The sequence below is a fragment of the Poseidonocella pacifica genome (assembly GCF_900111875.1).
Taxonomy (GTDB): Bacteria; Pseudomonadota; Alphaproteobacteria; order Rhodobacterales; family Rhodobacteraceae; genus Poseidonocella; species Poseidonocella pacifica.
On the sequence record NZ_FOJU01000001.1, the window covers coordinates 785,479 to 802,334 of the forward strand.

Sequence of the window (16,856 nt, forward strand, 5' to 3'; positions counted from 1 at the left end):
CATGGCGCGTCGCGGACTTCTCATCATCCTGTCGTCCCCCTCGGGGGCGGGCAAATCGACACTGGCCGGACGGCTCCGGGCTTGGGATCCAGACATTCGCTTTTCCGTTTCGGCAACCACCCGTGCCCCGCGTCCCGGAGAGGTCGACGGGCAACATTACCATTTCACCGATGAAGCCAACTTCAAGCATATGGTGGCTGAGCAGCAGATGCTTGAACATGCTCATGTCTTTGGCAACTTCTATGGCTCCCCCCAAGGCCCGGTGCAGGCGGCGATTGATGCGGGCCGCGATGTGCTGTTTGATATCGATTGGCAGGGGGCACAGCAGGTGCGGAACTCGGCGCTCGGGGCGCATACCCTGTCGATCTTTCTGCTGCCCCCTTCGATCCGCGAATTGCACCGCCGCCTTGTTGAGCGCGCGCAGGACGACGACGAGACAATCCAGCGCCGCATGCAAAAAAGCTGGGACGAGATCAGCCACTGGGACGGTTATGACTTCGTGCTCGTGAACGACGATCTGGACGAGACGGAGGCGCGGCTGAAATCCATCGTGACGGCCGCACGCCTGCGGCGAAGCCAGCAGCCATGGTTGACCGATCATGTGCGCAAACTGCAATCAGAATTCGAGGAGGTGTCATGATCTACGCGCTGGACGATTTCATGCCGGAACTGGGCGAGGACACATGGGTCGCACCCGACGCGAACGTGATCGGACAGGTGCGGCTTTTGGCGCGCGCATCGGTCTGGTTCGGATCCACGCTGCGGGGTGACAATGAGCCGATCATTGTGGGTGAGGGAAGCAACGTTCAGGAGGACTGTGTCTTTCACGTTGACCCCGGCTTTCCGCTGACGCTTGGCCGCAACTGCACGATCGGCCACAAGGCCATGCTGCATGGCTGTACGGTCAAGGACGGGGCGCTGATCGGCATGGGCGCGACGGTACTCAACGGCGCGGTGATCGGGGAGAATTGCCTCATTGGTGCGGGTGCACTGATCACCGAAGGCAAGGAAATTCCGCCCGGGAGCCTTGTCATGGGGGCACCCGGCCGCGTCATCCGACAGCTCGACGATGCCGCGATTGCCCGGCAACTCGCGACCGCAGAACACTACCAGAGAAACGCCCGACGCTATGCTGCGGGCCTGAAGGCACTGTAACACATGAAGAAAACGATCATGCGGCCCGCGCCGCTTACCGGCTCGGCAAGCTGGCCCGTTGTGACGCCGATTTCCCCCTCGGTCGTTTATGCAAGCGAGACCCCGGACGCGCTTGATGCGCAATACGAGGGCAGGGTGAATGGCTATACCTATGCCCGCGAAGGGCATCCGAACGCGGATGTTCTTGCCGCTCGGATCGATGCCATGGAAGGCGCCGAGGGCGGCCTCATCACAGGATCCGGCATGGCGGCGCTATCGGCGGTGATGATCGGCAAGTTGTGCGCCGGTGATCACGTCCTTGGCGGTAACCAGCTTTATGGGCGTTCCTTACGCATGATGAAGGACGACCTGCCGCGCATGGGGATCGAGACATCGCTGGCCGATCCCACGGATGTCGAGGCGATGCGCGCGGCGATACGCCCTGAGACGAAAATGATCCTCGTCGAGGTCGTCTCAAACCCGACGCTGCGAGTGGCGGACATGGCTGGGATCGCCGCGCTGGCGCGGGACGCCGGTGCTTTGCTTGTCGTCGACAATACCTTCACCACGCCCCGCGCTTATCGCCCATTCGAGCATGGGGCGGATATCGTGATCCATTCGGTCACCAAGCTTCTTGCGGGGCATTCGGACGTGACGCTGGGCTATGTGGCGGCAAAGGATCCGGCGGTTCGCAGCGCCATTTATGTCGCAGCGGTGACATGGGGCCTGACCCCGAGCCCATTCGATTGCTGGCTTGCAGAGCGTGGCCTGCTCTCCTTCGACATGCGCTTTGAGCGGACCCAGCAAAACGCCCGCGACTTGGCCGATCACATCGCAGGGCTCGAAGGTGTCTCGCGTGTGCTGTATCCCACGCGGCCCGATCACCCCGATCACAATCGCGCGGTGGCGCTGCTCGGCGGGCAGGGCTGCAATATGGTCAGCTTCGAGCTGGCCGGGGGCAGGGCGGCCGCCAATGCCTTCACGCAGGCGGCAACTGGCCTCGCCTTTGCACCGACCTTGGGCGACATCGGTACGACCGTGTCACATCCTGCCTCATCGTCGCACAGGGCGCTGACCCCCGAAGGCCGCGCGGCTCTCGGGATCAGCGAAGGGTTCTTTCGGCTCTCGGTGGGCGCCGAGCCAATCGACGCCCTCAAAGAGGAGTTGTCACGCGGGATCGAGGCCGCGCGTCGCGCCTAGACCGCGACGAGACGCACCGGGATCTCGGGCTTGACCTCCCACAGCCGCACCTCCGTCGCGGGACAGGTGCGGCGGATCTCGTCGGCAACCATCTTCGGGTTGGGAAGGCTTGGACAGACGGGACGATAAAGACCCGTATAGCCAAGGTCATGCAGCTTCATGCCAATGTCGATGGCATCGAACTCCGCGCAGAAGAGCGGAGAGTAGATAACCCCCGGCACATTGAGGCTGACGCGATCCGGACCAAGGTCGCGATATTCCAATCTATACAGTGGAATCCGTAGGTTACGTTCCAATCCTGAGTCAGAAAGCGCGTCCTGAGATCCGATGAAAACGGCAGTTTCGACGCAAGTGAAGTGGGTGAAGTGTGTCGTCATAATGGCCCCCTATTGCCCATCAAAGTCAAATCCTAACCCTTTGACAGGGGAACGGATCAACCAGATAAGGGCAAAGGGTCAGATGCCCCGGAAAGCGCCAAGGTCTAGGAAACAAACCGTCAAGTTGGTTGTATTCGAGCCTGATTTGCGGCAGCACTCACTGGCCCGGTTAGTGAACGGAAAGTCCTATGGATGACGATCTTTCGTCTTTTCTCCGAGCAATTCCCCTGCCGTCAGTCATGGTGTCAAGCAATGAACGAATCGTTAACGTAAACGAGCCGGCCAAGGCGGTATTTGGTGAGAAGTTCCTGCATCACCACTATATTACAGTGTTTCGTCAGCCCGGCATTCTGGATGCTATTGAGACCTGTCTGCGCGATCACACGCCGCAGCAGGCGCAATTTCTGCTGCAGGAAGCGGGCCGGGACGTAACTCTGGAGGCGCATATCGGCTCGGTCGAATTCGGGACGTTCTCCGGTGCCGTCATCACATTTCAGGACGTGTCGGAGAGACAGGAAGCCGGCCAGATGCGCCGCGATTTCGTGGCGAATGTGAGCCACGAATTACGCACACCGCTCACCGCTTTGCTTGGCTTTATCGAAACGCTCCGCGGGCCAGCGCGTAAAGATGAGGCAGCACGCGACAGGTTCCTCGGGATCATGCAGGACGAAGCCGCGCGAATGAACCGGCTGGTGCAGGATCTGTTGTCACTCAGCCGGGTGGAGTCCGAAGAACGGATGAGACCATCCGAACCGCTCGAATTGGTTGGACAGATGAAATCAGTGGCGCGGCTATTGCAGCCGATGGCGGAAAAAGCCGGCGTGGCGATCGAACTCGATCTGCCGGGGCATGACGTGCAGATTGTGGGCGACGGAGATCAGATTGCACAGGTGCTCACCAATCTTATCGAGAACGCGATCAAATATGGAAGTTCCGGGAAACGCGTTTTGATAGGTCTGAGCCTCGCGACGTTCGATTCCGATCTGCGTGGGCCTGCGGCGCGGATCAAGGTGCAGGATTTTGGCCCGGGAATCGATCCTTTGCACTTGCCACGGCTGACGGAGCGATTTTACCGCGTCGATACTCATAGGTCGCGCAACCTCGGCGGAACAGGGCTCGGGCTTGCGATCGTCAAGCACATCATCAATCGGCACCGGGGGCGAATGAGAGTGGAGAGTGAGCTTGGCAAGGGCACCATGTTTACCGTCAAACTGCCCATGTGAGTGGCTAGCGGGGCAAACCTTCCGCATATGTTTAATTCGTATAATCAGTATTATGTAATTACTGGGTGCGTATTGGCAACGGTTTGACACCATCCGTTTCCTCCCATGATTGCAATCTGCCGATCCTTTGGGTACTCATTTGACCAAGGGACAGTTTTCCGATGCGTCTCGCGCCGACTTACTCACTCGTCGCAACATTGGGGTCTGGACCACATTCGGAAACAGGTGGGATCACCGAAACAACATGACGTCGATCCTGATCCTAAACGGACCGAACCTGAACCTTCTTGGCACGCGTCAGCCGGAAGTTTATGGCCATGTGACCCTCACCGATATCGCTGAAATGTGCCGTGCCCATGCAGCCGCGCATGATCTTGAGATACTGTTCGAACAGAGCAATCACGAAGGCCAGTTGATCGACCACATACATGCCGCGCGTGGTCGCGACCTCGGAATCGTACTCAATGCGGGCGCCTATACGCACACCTCTGTTGCTCTGCGTGATGCCATTTCGTCCGTCGAGCTTCCCGTCGTGGAGGTGCATCTCTCAAACATCCACGCCCGGGAGCCCTTTCGCCATCTGTCGCATATTGCCCCAGTCGCGCTTGGACAGATTGCCGGATTCGGCGCCAAGGGGTACCTTCTGGCGATTGATGCCCTGCTCGATCACACAAGGGGTGCGGAATGACTATCAATGAGTATCTCGAAGCGGTGACCGATGCGCCAACGATCGAAGATCTCTGGTCCATGCACCTTGAGAAGATGTCCGAATATGGGTTTGATCGGCTGATCTACGCCTTCACCCGATATCGCACTGGTACATCTCTCGGCGATCCCTGCGATTTCATTGTCCTGACCAACTATCCGCAGGACTGGGTTCAGGAATACATTCATGAGGGCATGTATTTCCACGCTCCAATGATCCGCTGGGCGCTCGACAACGAAGGCGCCTGTAGCTGGAGCGTTATGGCCGATATGGTCTCCTCGGGCACCATGACTCCGCAGGAAAACCGGGTTCTTGAATTCAATCGCAAGTTGGGTTTGACGGCCGGGTATACGGTCAGTTTCAAATCCGTCTCTCAACGGTCCAAGGGTGCCATCGGCCTCGCTCTGCCTGCGGGCGCAGCCCAGGAAGAAGCTGATGCGATCTGGAAAGAGCATGGCGCGGACCTCATGGTCATGAACAACGTCGCGCATCTCAAGATCATGACCCTGCCCTACACACCCTCCGAACGCAGCCTGACGAAGCGCCAGCGCGAGGTCCTTGAATGGGTCGGCGATGGCAAGACCATGCAGGATATCGCGATGCTCATGGGCCTGACGTCTGCTACAATCGAGAAACATCTGCGATTGGCGAGAGAGGCGTTGAACGTCGAAACCACCGCCCAAGCCGTTCTCAAAGCGTCATTTCAGAACCAGATGTTCGTCGTCGAGCAATAGGGAGTTGCGCGCCCTGCCCGCCTTTCTTTCCACTTGTTCTGGAGAGTAGGGATTTCCTGACTTCCTTTACCAAGGGTTAAGAGGCATCTTGAGGTTGTTCCGTGAGTGGTGGCTTAGCCAGGGAACAGCGGTTGGAACCCACGTGATTTCGTGGCCCTTCCCTCCGATGGTCTTCGGACTTGCCGGCTCGGGGTGTATTGGTCCGCCTCGGGTCGGCGCAGCAGGCTCTTCTTCATCCCCAATGAATGGGTCTTGCGATTTGCGGCGTCACCCTGAGGTCAGGGTGACGCCCTTTCGCTGTTTCCAGTTCAAAGTTGTCAGCCGATCATCGGACCAAACTTGCCGTGGGCTTCTTCGTAGTGTCGCTTTAGGCGCTGAAGGGCGATGCGCAGGACGATCTTACCCGACCGGGCAGACCAACCCATGTGCTTTTCAGTGGCTTCCATGCCTTCAAGATAACAACAGCAGCGCAGCACGACATCGCCAAGACCCGGCCCAAGATCGGCAAGCGCAGCGGCGACACGTTCACGTGCACGAGCCGAGCTGTCCCCGCCCCCGCTGTCGAAACCAAAGCTACCGCGATCACCGACCGTCAGGAACCGATCCCAGTTCTGCGCGACACGCGGACCCATCTGCGACAATTCAAAATCTTCGCGGAGTTGCTCACCTGCGGCCACGAGATCATCGCTCAGGAACGGCTGTCCGTCACGGTCCCGTCGCCGTGCAAGTCCGGTCAGAGGGCTTTCAGCGGCATTGTAACGTACGCGGCGCGGCTTCGTTTCGCCGTCTTCGTGCACCGACTTCTGATCCCAGTCACGGTGCTGACCGGCAAACAGGGATTGAGCATCGTTGAACCCATTTCCCTGATCAGGTTGCAGACGCTTCAATGCCGCGCGCCCCGCTGACGTGAGTTTATAGCGCATGATGCGACCCGGTTTGTCGCAATGGATCCAATCCTTCAATGCGATGGCATGGGCGATATCACGGGAAATTACGGCGGTGCGCAGGCTGCGGCCATCAGGAAGATCGCGCACCACGACAGCATTCTCCATATCGGCAGCGACAGCGAGGATGGCGTCGGGCTCATCAAGGCGTCGAAGTACTTGGCGAGCCTCCTTGAAGAGGGACGCATCGGTTGTCTCGTTTGATGCGATGGAGGTTTCGGCGTTCATTGGGCGATCCTTCGAATGCGTGGACTGGGAACCGGTACTCATTTGCTGGCCAAGCTGGCGCAGCGCTTCGTCTACGAGCGGATCATCGCGGCGTGTCTCCAGACGACGGATTTGGCGCATAACGGTGGAGGCATGACATCCGTCGATCCGAGCAAGTTCGCGGATCGAACACCCTGTTTCTGTATGAAACAGGTAGTTGCGGGCCGCGTCCGGCAGCCAGCCTGGCAATGAGGGACGCGAGTCGTGCTCCAATATTCCGTTCACCGTTAGTCCGTCCTTCAGGATCGGGGGGTAGTTATCCCCAGAAACATACACAACGTAAAATTGTATATGTTGCGCTTTGGTTAAGATCTACTGCACCGTGAAGCATTGTTTCTAATGGATAAACTTTCCTTTCACTACCGCGCGGAGAGTCCCCCATCGACGCAACACCCGCTTCGATTGTGCAATCAAGCTCCCCATATTGCCAATTGAAGGAGAGCCACCGTGCAAGACATCCAGACCCGCATCGCACAACTTCGCCGGCCCAAGCTTCTCATCGAAGCGGCCCGTGCAGGCGCCGGGAAATACCGCCGCGAACATCACTTCCTGCGGCTTGTGAAAGCTACCCTGCCCGCCCGGCACGGAGCGGCGATCATGAAAATTCTTGAAGAAGAGGCACGGCTCGACAGTCTACGGCGGGAAGCCGATGCAAGCTATAGCGTGCAACGCCACGTGGGCGTGCTGATCGCCCTCATGGGGGAATTCCGGCTCTTCAAGGAAAACGTGGTTCAGCCGGTCGGCTGAACCCGTTCAGAAGAAGGTATCAGGCAATTCTTCTTTGCGGCGAACCACATAGGCCTCTAGCGCGTCAACTGTTGCGGGGTCCATCGGGGGCTGCTGGTATGTCGCCAGCAGCGTTTCCACTCGCCGCGTTGCCAAGCTGACCGTATCGCGCGCACCCTCTTCATGCCACGTCTCGAATGGCTTGTAGTCAAGCAGATCCGTGCGCCAAAAGGCGTTTTTGAAATTGGCTTGAGTATGGGCGCAGCCCAAGAAATGGCCGCCCGGCCCGACCTCTCGTATGGCATCCATCGCCTGGTCATCTTCCCCCAAAGCAATCCCTGAAGCCATACGGTGCAGCACGCCCAGCTGATCTGCATCTATGACAAACTTCTCAAAGCTGGCGACCAATCCGCCTTCCAGCCATCCGCAGGCATGCAACATGAAGTTGACGCCCCCCAACAGGGCTGCGTTCAAAGTATTTGCGGATTCGATTCCGGCTTGAGCATCGGGCAACTTCGACCCGCAAAGCGCGCCGCCTGACCGAAATGGGAGTCCGAGCCTCCGGGCCAGTTGTCCCGCACCATAGAGAATCTGGCTCGCTTCCGGGGTTCCGAAGGTCGGAGCGCCGGAATTCATATCGATGGAAGTCACAAAGGCGCCGAAAATAACCGGGGCGCCGGGGCGCACGAGTTGGGAATATGCGATTCCTGCCAAAACCTCGGCATAGACTTGTGTCAGCGTGCCCGCGACCGAAACGGGCGCCATGGCCCCGCCCACGATGAACGGCGAGATGATGCAAGCCTGATTGTTTGCGCAATAGACCTCAAGCGCCCCCATCATCACGTCGTCGAAAGTCAGCGGAGAGTTGATGTTGATGAGCGAGGTCATGACCGTATTGGCCTGCACGAACTCCTCACCGAACAGCACCTTGCACATGTCGACGGAGTCCTGCGCCCGCGCCGGGTCGGTGACGGAGCCCATGAAGGGCTTGTCAGACAGGGTCATATGCGCATGCAGCATGTCGATGTGACGCTTGGATACGGGAACGTCGGTCGGTTCGCACAACGTGCCGCCGGAATGGTGAAGCCATTTGGACATATAGCCAAGCTTCACGAAATTTCGGAAATCGTCGATCGTGGCATAGCGGCGACCATTCGCGTCTCTGACAAACGGCGGGCCATAAACCGGGGCCAAGACGAGATTGCGCCCGCCCATCTCGACATTCCGGGCAGGGTTACGGGCATGTTGGGTGAATGTCGCGGGGGCCGTTTCACACAGTTTGCGCGCCAATCCCCGAGGAATCCGCACACGCTCGCCATCTATATCGGCACCGGCGTTGCGCCAGCGATCCAGCGCGCCGGGGTTGTTGACGAAGTTCACGCCGATTTCCGCGAGGATCGTCTCGGCATTGGTTTCAATGATTTCGAGCGCTTCTTCGGAGAGGATATCGAAGTTCGGAATGTTTCGTTCGATATAACGTGCGGTCTCTACGGAAACAGCGGTCCGTTCCGCCCGACGAGCAGCACCACCGCCGCCCCGTGATCGCCTGCGCGCGCCCTCTGTCATGCCCCGAATCCTCATGCTTGCCCGGCGCGTCGGTGCATCGGGATCTCTTGAGATATCTCTATCGGAGGGAATGCGGGGCAGATGCCCAAATCCGGCGCTTGGCGGGGAAAAACGACGCAAAGTCTGTCGCAACAGGGTCGCGAGCCCGCGCGATCTCTAGAACGCGGGCCCGCGAGGTCCGTCAGGCAGCGGCCTTCTGGTTCAGTTTCTCTTCTGCAAGAGAGGTCAACGTCTTGTCAGCATTGTATTCCTGATCAAGGTTGGCCTGTAGAAGCTTGGCAACTTCATCGTATCCCAGCGTCTTCGCCCAGGAGACCATGGTGCCATAGCGCGTGATCTCATAATGCTCGACAGCTTGTGCCGCGGCGATCATCCCGGCATCGAGTGCCTGAGGATCTTTCGCCTCCTCCATGATTTCCTCACCCTCTTCGAGGATGCCATCAATAGCTTCGCAGGTAACGCCGCGCGCCCGCAGGCCAAGCACGTCAAAGGCTTTGTGCAGGTTCTCGATCTGCTCTTCGGTTTCACCCTGATGGTGCTCAAAGGCATCGCGAAGGTCGTCGGAAGAAGCCTTGCGCGCCATCTTGGGCAGGGTCCGCAGGACCTTCTTCTCGGCATAATAGATGTCACGCAGGAAGTGCGTGAAGAGGCTTTCCAGCGTCTGCATCGTGTACTCCTTTCACTTGATAACGGGATGGCTTCTGCCATCTGCACACCCAACACGCATGGGGAGGGAGGAGTTCCTGCTCTCGCGTGTCAAATTCGTTGCGTAGGCGGAGACTTGCGCGTAATCCCCCGGGCATGACTCATGAACGCCTTCTCATCATCGATTTCGGAAGCCAGGTAACGCAGCTGATCGCGCGCCGCCTGCGCGAGCTCAACGTCTACTGCGAGATTCATCCCTATCAGAATGTGACCGACGCATTCCTCAAGGATTTCGCACCCAAGGCTGTGATCTTCTCGGGCGGGCCAGATTCCGTCACCCGTGAGGGCAGCCCCAGACCGCCGCGTTCGGTCTATACGCTCGGCGTGCCGATCCTCGGGATTTGCTATGGCCAACAGGTCATGATGCAGGATCTTGGCGGTCGGGTCGTCGGTGGCGAGGGCACTTCGGAATTCGGCCGCGCCTGGGTTACACCGGATGAACAGCGGATCGACCTTCTCAACGGCTGGTTCATGGACGGCTCAGGCCGGGAACAGGTCTGGATGAGCCACGGAGATCATGTTTCCGACATCGCGCCGGGCTTTGCCGTCTATGCGACGTCCCCTGGGGCGCCCTTTGCCATCACCGCCGATCTGGAGCGGCGTTTCTATGCGGTGCAATTCCATCCCGAAGTGCACCACACGCCCAATGGCAAGACGCTCTATGAAAACTTCGTTCGCGATGCGGGGTTTAACGGCGACTGGACGATGGGCGCCTATCGCGAGGAAGCCATTCGCCTGATCCGGGAGCAGGTCGGGGATCGCAGGGTCATCTGCGGACTTTCAGGCGGGGTCGATAGCTCGGTCGCGGCAGTTCTTATTCATGAGGCGATCGGCGATCAACTCACATGCGTCTTTGTCGATCATGGTTTGCTGCGGCTCAATGAAGCCGAAGAAGTCGTGGCCATGTTCCGCGACAACTACAACATTCCGCTGATCCACGCCGACGAATCAAAGCTGTTCCTAGGCGAGCTCGACGGCGTCTCCGACCCAGAAACCAAGCGCAAGATTATTGGCCGGCTCTTCATCGACGTATTTCAGAAGCACGCGAATGAGATCGACGGCGCCGAATTCCTCGCTCAGGGCACGCTCTATCCGGACGTGATCGAATCGGTTTCCTTCTCCGGGGGGCCGTCCGTCACCATCAAGTCGCACCACAATGTGGGCGGACTGCCGGAAAAGATGGGCCTGAAACTGGTTGAGCCGCTGCGCGAACTCTTCAAGGACGAAGTGCGCGCCTTGGGCCGTGAGCTTGGGCTGCCCGACAGTTTCATCGGCCGGCACCCTTTCCCCGGCCCCGGCCTCGCCATTCGTTGCCCCGGCGAGATCACACGCGAAAAGCTGGAAATCCTGCGCAAGGCCGACGCGGTGTATATCGACCAGATCCGCAAGCACGGTTTGTATGATGAAATCTGGCAAGCGTTTGTCGCCATTCTTCCCGTGCGCACCGTGGGCGTCATGGGTGATGGACGGACCTATGATTTCGCTTGCGCGCTCCGGGCGGTGACATCCGTCGATGGGATGACGGCGGATTACTATCCGTTCAGCCATGATTTCCTCGGTGAAACCGCGACCCGCATCATCAATGAGGTCAAGGGCATCAACCGGGTCACCTATGATGTAACGTCCAAGCCTCCGGGCACGATCGAATGGGAATGATAACGGCGGAGCGTTCCCGCTCCACCTGCTCGTCCCCCAAACCAATCTTTTGGTGCCGGGAAGACAGCCCCTACTGGATCGATTTCAATCCCGGGTACGCTTTGCGGAATGCCTGATAGGCCGCTTCGAAAGCGTCGCGCGCCCCCTCTTCCGGCAGGATCGTATCGCGAATTTCGGGGGGTGCTATGACACTCTCAGGTGCCACGCCGCTCGACGCGATCATGCCGAGCCGGGCCGCCCCGAGCGCGGCGCCGAACTCGCCGGAAGCAGGAAGCTGCAGCGGCACCCCGAGCACGGTCGCGATCAACTTCAGCCAGTAGCGCGAGGCGCTTCCGCCCCCGATGGCGATGAGCGTATCCATCCGGGCATCCGTCGCCGCGAGGGCATCGAAACTGTCCCGAAGGCCAAAGGCCACCCCCTCCAGAACGGCGCGCGTCAGATCCTCCTGACTGACCGCTGCGGAAAGACCTGTGAAGCCTCCTCGAATTTCGGCATCGTTATGCGGGGTACGTTCACCCGACAGATAGGGCAGGAACCGCACCTCACCCGGCGGAAGCAGGACATCCCCAAGCGCTGCGGTCAATTCGGACGGTTTTTTGCCAACAATTCGCGCCAGCCAGTTGAGGCTGTCGGTGGCCGAAAGCATGACCCCCATCTGATACCAGCGGCCGGGTATGGCATGGCAAAAGGTATGGACGGCGGTTTCGGGCGCGGGCTGATAGCCGTCGCGCGCCGCAAGCAAAACGCCGGAGGTTCCCAGCGAAACGAACCCCTGCCCTTCGTCCAACGCACCGATCCCGCAAGCCGCCGCCGCATTGTCCCCCGCGCCGCCGGCAACCGTAACAGAGCCCTGCAAACCCCATTTTTGCGCCAGACTTTCCCGCAGCATTCCCGCCGCATCGGACCCTTCCACAAGGCGCGGCATCTGCTCGCGCCGCATGTGGCCAGCCTCTAGCAGATGATCGGACCAAGAGCGCTCTCCCACGTCGAGCCATGACGTTCCTGCGCTGTCCGACATATCGGCGACGAATTCACCGGTAAGGTAGTAATTCACATAAGCCGCCGGCAGCAACACCTTGGATACCTTTGCGAAAACCTCCGGCTCATGGGTTCGGACCCATTCGAGCTTTGGGGCGGTAAATCCGGGGAAAACGATATTTCCCGACAGCCTGCGCACACCTTCGGTGGCGTCCAACTGTGCGGCCTCAGCATGCGAGCGCGAGTCGTTCCAGAGGATACAGGGACGCAGCACCTCTCCGTTTTCATCCAGAAGCGTTGCCCCGTGCATGTGACCCGCCACGCCAATCCCGCGCAGATCGGCAAAAGCGGGGAATTTTTCCCGCATTTCGGATATCGCCGCTTCGAGCGCGGAAATCCAGTCGGCGGGATCCTGTTCCGACCAACCGGGATGTGGATGGTCGGAGTCGTATTGCCGATCCGTCGCGCCGATTGGCGCCCCTTTTTCGTCCACGAGCAATGCACGCAGGCCCGAGGTGCCGATATCGATGCCGAGATAGGTCATTCAGTTGCCTTTCAGATAGTGGCGGAGCACTGCTTCGACGCCATTCTCATAATTCATTCCGTACATCCCGGATCAAGCCGGTCGCGGCTGTTCGGTCGCGGGACCGGAGCCGGGTACGTTGGGGCTAGCACCGCCGCGGCTGGAGGTACAAGCCGCGCACCAGAGGAGTGTGACCGTCATGTGCCGTGTTCCGACTGGGCGACGATGAAATTCTCCACCTCTGCCAGTGTCGCAAACACCGCGCTTGCCCCGGCCTCGCGCAGGATTGCGGCGTGGGTCTCGCGGCGTCCTTCAAGGTGGCTGCCTCCGACGAAGCCGACGGCGGGGATTCCGGCGGCCAGCGCGCCCTTTACCCCGTGCGGTGAATCCTCCAGCACAAAGCTGTTGGCGGCGGAAACCTGCAAACGGTCTAGTGCCAGCAGGAAGAGATCAGGTTCAGGCTTTCCCTTTGCCACCTCCTCCGCGCTACAGGCGGTCCCGTTGAACCACCCCGAGAGCCCAGCGAGGTCGAGCGTGGTTTTCATGCGCCTCAGAGAGCCCCCGGTGGCGACACCCATCCCGAACCCGTTCTGCTCCAGCCCGTTCAGAAGATCCTCCGCCCCCGGAATTTGACGCAGGTCGCTTTGGTATGTCGCCAGAAGGCTGTCTTCGACGCGGCTCACGAAATCATTCGGTACGGGCGCGCCCAAACGGCCCGCGACATAGTCCGAGATGACCGGCATGGCGACCCCGAGGAATCGACTGCCGATTTCCTCCGCCGTGGCATCCGCAATCCCCAGCGTCCTCATTTCGGAGGCGATGGATTCGAGCGACAACGGCTCACTGTCGACGAGACAACCATCCAGATCAAAGATCACAGCTTTGGAACGCACCATCAAATGCGCTGCTCCGACGCGCGGTCAAAGAGGTGGACATCGGCGGGATTGATCACGAACCCAAGCTTGGAGCCAGGGCGCGCGTTGATCCGTTCCTTGACCAGCGCATCGATGAGATCCTTGCCCGCTTTGGCAAAGATCTGCGTCTCCGATCCGGTCGGCTCAACCACCACCACATCCATTTCCACCCCGCCGGGGCCGATCTGAATATGCTCGGGGCGAATGCCATAGGTAATTTCTTGCCCGTCCCGCGCCGTGGTTTCCGGCAGGGGCAGCTTCAGCCCGCTGTCAGACACGAAAACACGGACCCCCTCCTCGGTCGCGATCTTGCCATGCACAAAGTTCATCGACGGCGATCCGATGAAGCCCGCGACAAAGACGTTGTCGGGATTGTCATAAAGATCCAGCGGGCTTCCGATCTGTTCCACGCGCCCATCACGCATCACGACGATCTTGTCGGCCATGGTCATGGCCTCAATCTGATCGTGGGTCACATAGACGATCGTGGTGCCAAGCCGCTGATGCAACTCCTTGATTTCGATCCGCATCGTCACGCGCAACTTGGCGTCGAGGTTGGACAGCGGCTCGTCAAACAGGAATACCTGTGGATCGCGCACGATGGCACGGCCCATTGCGACCCGTTGGCGCTGCCCACCGGAAAGCTCCTTGGGATACCGCTTGAGGTACTTCGTCAGGTCGAGGATATCTGCCGCCTTGGTGACCTTGTCGTCAATTTCCGACTGCGACCGTTTGGCCATCTTGAGCGGAAATCCGATGTTGTCATAGACCGTTTTGTGCGGATAGAGCGCGTAGCTCTGGAACACCATGGCGATGTCGCGCTCTTTGGGAAGCACATCGTTCACCACGCGGTCACCGATTGAGATGGTCCCGTCGCTGATCTCCTCCAACCCCGCCAACATGCGCAGCAGGGTTGACTTGCCACAGCCCGAAGGCCCGACAAGCACGACGAATTCGCCGTCTTCGATGTCGACGCTGACACCATGCATGACCTGCACGGACCCATAGCGTTTGATCACGTTGTCGATTGTTACGTTGGCCATGTCTGTCCCCTTATTGCGGCAATTCGATCTGCATCTTCACATCCGCCGGAGGGGCGGAGGCGGCGATTTCGAAAGCCTGCACACTGTCTGAAAAGTCGAAGGTTCGCGTGATGAGAGGTTTGACGTTGATCGCGCCGGACGACAGCATTCCCACACAGCGCGGAAAGACGTGGGCATAGCGAAAGATGTTCTCCACCCGCGCCTCGCGGATCATCGCGGCGCCCGCGTCGTATTGGATTGGGTCAGGCTGGCCGCCGATCATGACAACGCAGCCACCGGGGCAAAGGGCCTCGAACACGGTTTTCGCAGCGTGCGGACTCCCCGTGGCTTCAAACACGATATCGACGCCCCAACCGTCCGTGTCGCGCTTCACCACGTCGTTGACGTCCTGCGAGGTCACGTTGACCGGGATGATCGCCGGGCTGAGCGCGCCTGCGATTTCCAGCTTTTTCTCTGCCAGATCTGTGACATAGACCTTGGCGCATCCCGCAGCCAACGCCGAAAGCGCGGTCACGAGGCCAATCGGCCCTGCCCCCATCACCAGCGCGTTGTCGCCCGGCTTGACCCTCGCTTTTGTCGCGGCATGGACGCCTACGGCGAGCGGCTCGACCATGGCCGCTTCGGCAAAGCTGACATTGTCGGGCAGTTTGAAGGTAAAGGCCTCGGGGTGCACGCAGGTCGGGCGCAGGATGCCATGCACCGGCGGCGTCGCCCAGAAGCGTACAGCGGGATCGATATTGTACATGCCAAGCTGCGTCGCGCGGCTGTTGGGATCGGGGATGCCCGGCTCCATGCAGACGCGGTCTCCGACCTTGAGCGTGCGCACTTCCGAACCGGTTTCGATCACCGTGCCGGAGGCCTCATGCCCGAGGATCATCGGCTCATTCACGACGAAGGGTCCGATGCGCCCGTGGGTATAGTAATGCACGTCAGAGCCGCAGATCCCCACGGTATGCAGCTTGATGCGCACATCGCGCGGGCCCAGCGTTTCTTCCTCCCGGTCAATGGCGGGGAAGTCGCGCAGGCTGAGTTCGTCTTTCTTTTCAAGGACAAGGGATTGCATGTCTCAGCCTTTCTTGATGATGACGTATGCCAAGGCGGTGGCGATGGCGTTGGAAATCCAGATGCTCAGCCCGAGCGGTTCGACGAACCGGAACCAGAAGAGCGAAAGCGCGATCCAGATCACGACCGAAATGAACAGACGGTCGAACCAGTTGGTCTCGATGGGCAGAAACCCGGATTTCGTGGCGGGCAAGTGCGGGGCCTCTTCCTCTTCGAGGTGGGTGGCGGCCAGAGGTGCGTCGTGTTGATCTGCCATGGTCCTATCCTTTCACCGCGCCGAAGGTCAGGCCGGCAACGATATGTTTCTGCACGAGACCGAAGACGATGAGCGCCGGGATCAGCGTAAAGACCGAGATCGTCGCCATGACGCCCCATTCGGTTCCCGTGGTGGTCACGTATTCCGACAGCCCCGTGGTCAGGGTGCGCGCGTTGAAGTTGGTCAGCGTTGCGGCCAGCAGGTACTCATTCCATGCGAAAACCCACGTCAGGATGAGGGTGACGGCAAGGCCAGGGCGGCAAAGCGGAAAGACCACCTCGGTGATGACCTTCCACGACGATGCCCCATCGACATAGGCCGCCTCGTCCAGTTCCTTGGGGATCCCATCGAGGGTCGGCCGCAAGGTCCAGATCGCAAAGGGCAGGTTGAAGGTGCAGTAGACAAGGATCATGCCGATCCGCGTGTCGAGCAGGTTCCATTCACCCACCGCATAGACTTGGGTCATCAGAAGGAACAGCGGCAGCAGGAACACGGCAGGCGGCGCCATCCGGTTGGTGATGGTCCAGAAGAAAATGCTTTCCTTTCCGCTCATCTTGAAGCGCGAAAGGGCGTAGCAGGCAAAGAACCCAAGGATCGTGCAGAGCACCGCATTGCCGGTGGAGATGATCACCGAATTAAGCATGTAGCTGCGCAGCAGGCGATCCCCCCAGACCTTGGCATAGTTGCCCCAATAGGGATCGGTGAGGATGAGTTCGGGCGTTGAAAAGAGTTGGACGACAGGTTTGACCGAGATGACGAACAACCAGTAGATCGGGAACAGGGTCAGGAAGCTCACGAGGCTCCAGAACACGATGCCGATGATCGGGTTTTGCTTTTTCATG

At 59.6% G+C, this 16,856-nt stretch carries 18 protein-coding genes; 8 read left to right on the forward strand and 10 right to left on the reverse strand.

Features of this window, described 5'->3' with window-relative positions; genetic code table 11:
• Position 1: 1 nt before the first annotated feature.
• The 3 genes from gmk to BM234_RS03760 are packed head-to-tail and all read left to right on the forward strand — an operon-like array spanning position 2 to position 2,334.
• Entirely contained in the window at positions 2-640 is a 639-nt protein-coding gene (gene gmk, locus BM234_RS03750) for a guanylate kinase (RefSeq protein ID WP_425439216.1), read from the forward strand.
• Positions 637-1,155, forward strand: a complete 519-nt coding sequence (locus BM234_RS03755) for a gamma carbonic anhydrase family protein (protein WP_092060731.1) — start codon at positions 637-639, stop codon at positions 1,153-1,155. The genes gmk and BM234_RS03755 overlap by 4 nt, the downstream gene beginning before the upstream one ends.
• A 3-nt stretch (positions 1,156-1,158) precedes the next feature.
• Positions 1,159-2,334 (forward strand): trans-sulfuration enzyme family protein, encoded by a 1,176-nt coding sequence (locus tag BM234_RS03760; protein WP_092060733.1) that lies wholly within the window; start codon positions 1,159-1,161, stop codon positions 2,332-2,334.
• Here the strand turns inward: BM234_RS03760 and BM234_RS03765 are convergent.
• The gene (locus tag BM234_RS03765) at positions 2,331-2,711 is read right to left on the reverse strand and encodes a hypothetical protein (protein ID WP_175501188.1); all 381 of its coding nucleotides are present in this window, start codon (positions 2,709-2,711) and stop codon (positions 2,331-2,333) included. The genes BM234_RS03760 and BM234_RS03765 overlap by 4 nt on opposite strands.
• 188 nt (positions 2,712-2,899) lie before the next feature.
• On the opposite strand from BM234_RS03765, the gene BM234_RS03770 reads away from it, so the two are divergent.
• From BM234_RS03770 to BM234_RS03780, 3 genes are all read left to right on the forward strand, one after another.
• Positions 2,900-3,934, forward strand: coding sequence for a sensor histidine kinase (locus BM234_RS03770; protein WP_092060737.1), 1,035 nt, complete (start codon positions 2,900-2,902; stop codon positions 3,932-3,934).
• A 244-nt stretch (positions 3,935-4,178) separates the two neighbouring features.
• Positions 4,179-4,622 carry a type II 3-dehydroquinate dehydratase gene (gene aroQ, locus BM234_RS03775; RefSeq protein ID WP_092060739.1) on the forward strand — a complete coding sequence of 148 codons (444 nt, stop codon included), beginning with the start codon at positions 4,179-4,181 and terminating at the stop codon, positions 4,620-4,622.
• A complete protein-coding gene (locus BM234_RS03780) occupies positions 4,619-5,374 on the forward strand; it encodes a LuxR family transcriptional regulator (RefSeq protein ID WP_092060741.1) in 756 nt (251 codons plus the stop codon). Before aroQ ends, BM234_RS03780 begins: the two co-directional genes overlap by 4 nt.
• Before the next feature lie 317 nt (positions 5,375-5,691).
• On the opposite strand, the gene BM234_RS03785 is transcribed toward BM234_RS03780, so the two are convergent.
• The gene (locus tag BM234_RS03785; protein ID WP_092061354.1) at positions 5,692-6,801 is read right to left on the reverse strand and encodes a DUF6456 domain-containing protein; all 1,110 of its coding nucleotides are present in this window, start codon (positions 6,799-6,801) and stop codon (positions 5,692-5,694) included.
• A 231-nt stretch (positions 6,802-7,032) separates the two neighbouring features.
• On the opposite strand from BM234_RS03785, the gene BM234_RS03790 reads away from it, so the two are divergent.
• Positions 7,033-7,332 carry a DUF6477 family protein gene (locus tag BM234_RS03790; protein WP_245752477.1) on the forward strand — a complete coding sequence of 100 codons (300 nt, stop codon included), beginning with the start codon at positions 7,033-7,035 and terminating at the stop codon, positions 7,330-7,332.
• A gap of 6 nt (positions 7,333-7,338) precedes the next feature.
• Here BM234_RS03790 and BM234_RS03795 read toward each other — a convergent pair whose 3' ends face one another.
• A complete protein-coding gene (locus tag BM234_RS03795) occupies positions 7,339-8,877 on the reverse strand; it encodes a trimethylamine methyltransferase family protein (protein WP_092060743.1) in 1,539 nt (512 codons plus the stop codon).
• Between the two features lie 181 nt (positions 8,878-9,058).
• Positions 9,059-9,544, reverse strand: coding sequence for a YciE/YciF ferroxidase family protein (locus BM234_RS03800; protein WP_092060745.1), 486 nt, complete (start codon positions 9,542-9,544; stop codon positions 9,059-9,061).
• Positions 9,545-9,678: 134 nt separating this feature from the next.
• Here BM234_RS03800 and guaA point away from each other — a divergent pair, with 134 nt between their 5' ends.
• The gene (guaA, locus tag BM234_RS03805) at positions 9,679-11,238 is read left to right on the forward strand and encodes a glutamine-hydrolyzing GMP synthase (protein WP_092060747.1); all 1,560 of its coding nucleotides are present in this window, start codon (positions 9,679-9,681) and stop codon (positions 11,236-11,238) included.
• 70 nt (positions 11,239-11,308) lie between these two features.
• On the opposite strand, the gene xylB is transcribed toward guaA, so the two are convergent.
• From xylB to BM234_RS03835, 6 genes are all read right to left on the reverse strand, one after another.
• A complete protein-coding gene (gene xylB, locus BM234_RS03810; protein ID WP_092060749.1) occupies positions 11,309-12,760 on the reverse strand; it encodes a xylulokinase in 1,452 nt (483 codons plus the stop codon).
• A 176-nt stretch (positions 12,761-12,936) separates the two neighbouring features.
• On the reverse strand, positions 12,937-13,635 hold the full coding sequence (locus BM234_RS03815) for an HAD family hydrolase (RefSeq protein WP_092060751.1): 699 nt from the start codon (positions 13,633-13,635) through the stop codon (positions 12,937-12,939).
• Positions 13,635-14,696 (reverse strand): ABC transporter ATP-binding protein, encoded by a 1,062-nt coding sequence (locus BM234_RS03820; protein WP_092060753.1) that lies wholly within the window; start codon positions 14,694-14,696, stop codon positions 13,635-13,637. The genes BM234_RS03815 and BM234_RS03820 overlap by 1 nt, the downstream gene beginning before the upstream one ends.
• Before the next feature lie 10 nt (positions 14,697-14,706).
• Positions 14,707-15,759 carry an NAD(P)-dependent alcohol dehydrogenase gene (locus BM234_RS03825; protein WP_092060754.1) on the reverse strand — a complete coding sequence of 351 codons (1,053 nt, stop codon included), beginning with the start codon at positions 15,757-15,759 and terminating at the stop codon, positions 14,707-14,709.
• Positions 15,760-15,762: 3 nt separating this feature from the next.
• Positions 15,763-16,014 carry a DUF2160 family membrane protein gene (locus BM234_RS03830; RefSeq protein WP_092060756.1) on the reverse strand — a complete coding sequence of 84 codons (252 nt, stop codon included), beginning with the start codon at positions 16,012-16,014 and terminating at the stop codon, positions 15,763-15,765.
• A gap of 4 nt (positions 16,015-16,018) precedes the next feature.
• On the reverse strand, positions 16,019-16,855 hold the full coding sequence (locus tag BM234_RS03835; RefSeq protein ID WP_092060758.1) for a carbohydrate ABC transporter permease: 837 nt from the start codon (positions 16,853-16,855) through the stop codon (positions 16,019-16,021).
• Position 16,856 lies beyond the last annotated feature (1 nt).

What these genes read in the sequence shown, in the direction of transcription:
- BM234_RS03770 (WP_092060737.1), top strand. Translation starts at nt 2,900, where the DNA reads ATGGATGACGATCTTTCGTCTTTTCTCCGAGCAATTCCCCTGCCGTCA.
- BM234_RS03820 (WP_092060753.1), bottom strand. Translation starts at nt 14,696, where the DNA reads ATGGCCAACGTAACAATCGACAACGTGATCAAACGCTATGGGTCCGTG.
- BM234_RS03760 (WP_092060733.1), top strand. Translation starts at nt 1,159, where the DNA reads ATGAAGAAAACGATCATGCGGCCCGCGCCGCTTACCGGCTCGGCAAGC.
- BM234_RS03835 (WP_092060758.1), bottom strand. Translation starts at nt 16,855, where the DNA reads ATGAAAAAGCAAAACCCGATCATCGGCATCGTGTTCTGGAGCCTCGTG.
- guaA (WP_092060747.1), top strand. Translation starts at nt 9,679, where the DNA reads ATGACTCATGAACGCCTTCTCATCATCGATTTCGGAAGCCAGGTAACG.
- xylB (WP_092060749.1), bottom strand. Translation starts at nt 12,760, where the DNA reads ATGACCTATCTCGGCATCGATATCGGCACCTCGGGCCTGCGTGCATTG.
- BM234_RS03780 (WP_092060741.1), top strand. Translation starts at nt 4,619, where the DNA reads ATGACTATCAATGAGTATCTCGAAGCGGTGACCGATGCGCCAACGATC.
- BM234_RS03765 (WP_175501188.1), bottom strand. Translation starts at nt 2,711, where the DNA reads ATGACGACACACTTCACCCACTTCACTTGCGTCGAAACTGCCGTTTTC.
- BM234_RS03800 (WP_092060745.1), bottom strand. Translation starts at nt 9,544, where the DNA reads ATGCAGACGCTGGAAAGCCTCTTCACGCACTTCCTGCGTGACATCTAT.
- gmk (WP_425439216.1), top strand. Translation starts at nt 2, where the DNA reads ATGGCGCGTCGCGGACTTCTCATCATCCTGTCGTCCCCCTCGGGGGCG.
- BM234_RS03825 (WP_092060754.1), bottom strand. Translation starts at nt 15,759, where the DNA reads ATGCAATCCCTTGTCCTTGAAAAGAAAGACGAACTCAGCCTGCGCGAC.
- BM234_RS03830 (WP_092060756.1), bottom strand. Translation starts at nt 16,014, where the DNA reads ATGGCAGATCAACACGACGCACCTCTGGCCGCCACCCACCTCGAAGAG.
- BM234_RS03755 (WP_092060731.1), top strand. Translation starts at nt 637, where the DNA reads ATGATCTACGCGCTGGACGATTTCATGCCGGAACTGGGCGAGGACACA.
- BM234_RS03795 (WP_092060743.1), bottom strand. Translation starts at nt 8,877, where the DNA reads ATGACAGAGGGCGCGCGCAGGCGATCACGGGGCGGCGGTGGTGCTGCT.
- BM234_RS03815 (WP_092060751.1), bottom strand. Translation starts at nt 13,635, where the DNA reads ATGGTGCGTTCCAAAGCTGTGATCTTTGATCTGGATGGTTGTCTCGTC.
- aroQ (WP_092060739.1), top strand. Translation starts at nt 4,179, where the DNA reads ATGACGTCGATCCTGATCCTAAACGGACCGAACCTGAACCTTCTTGGC.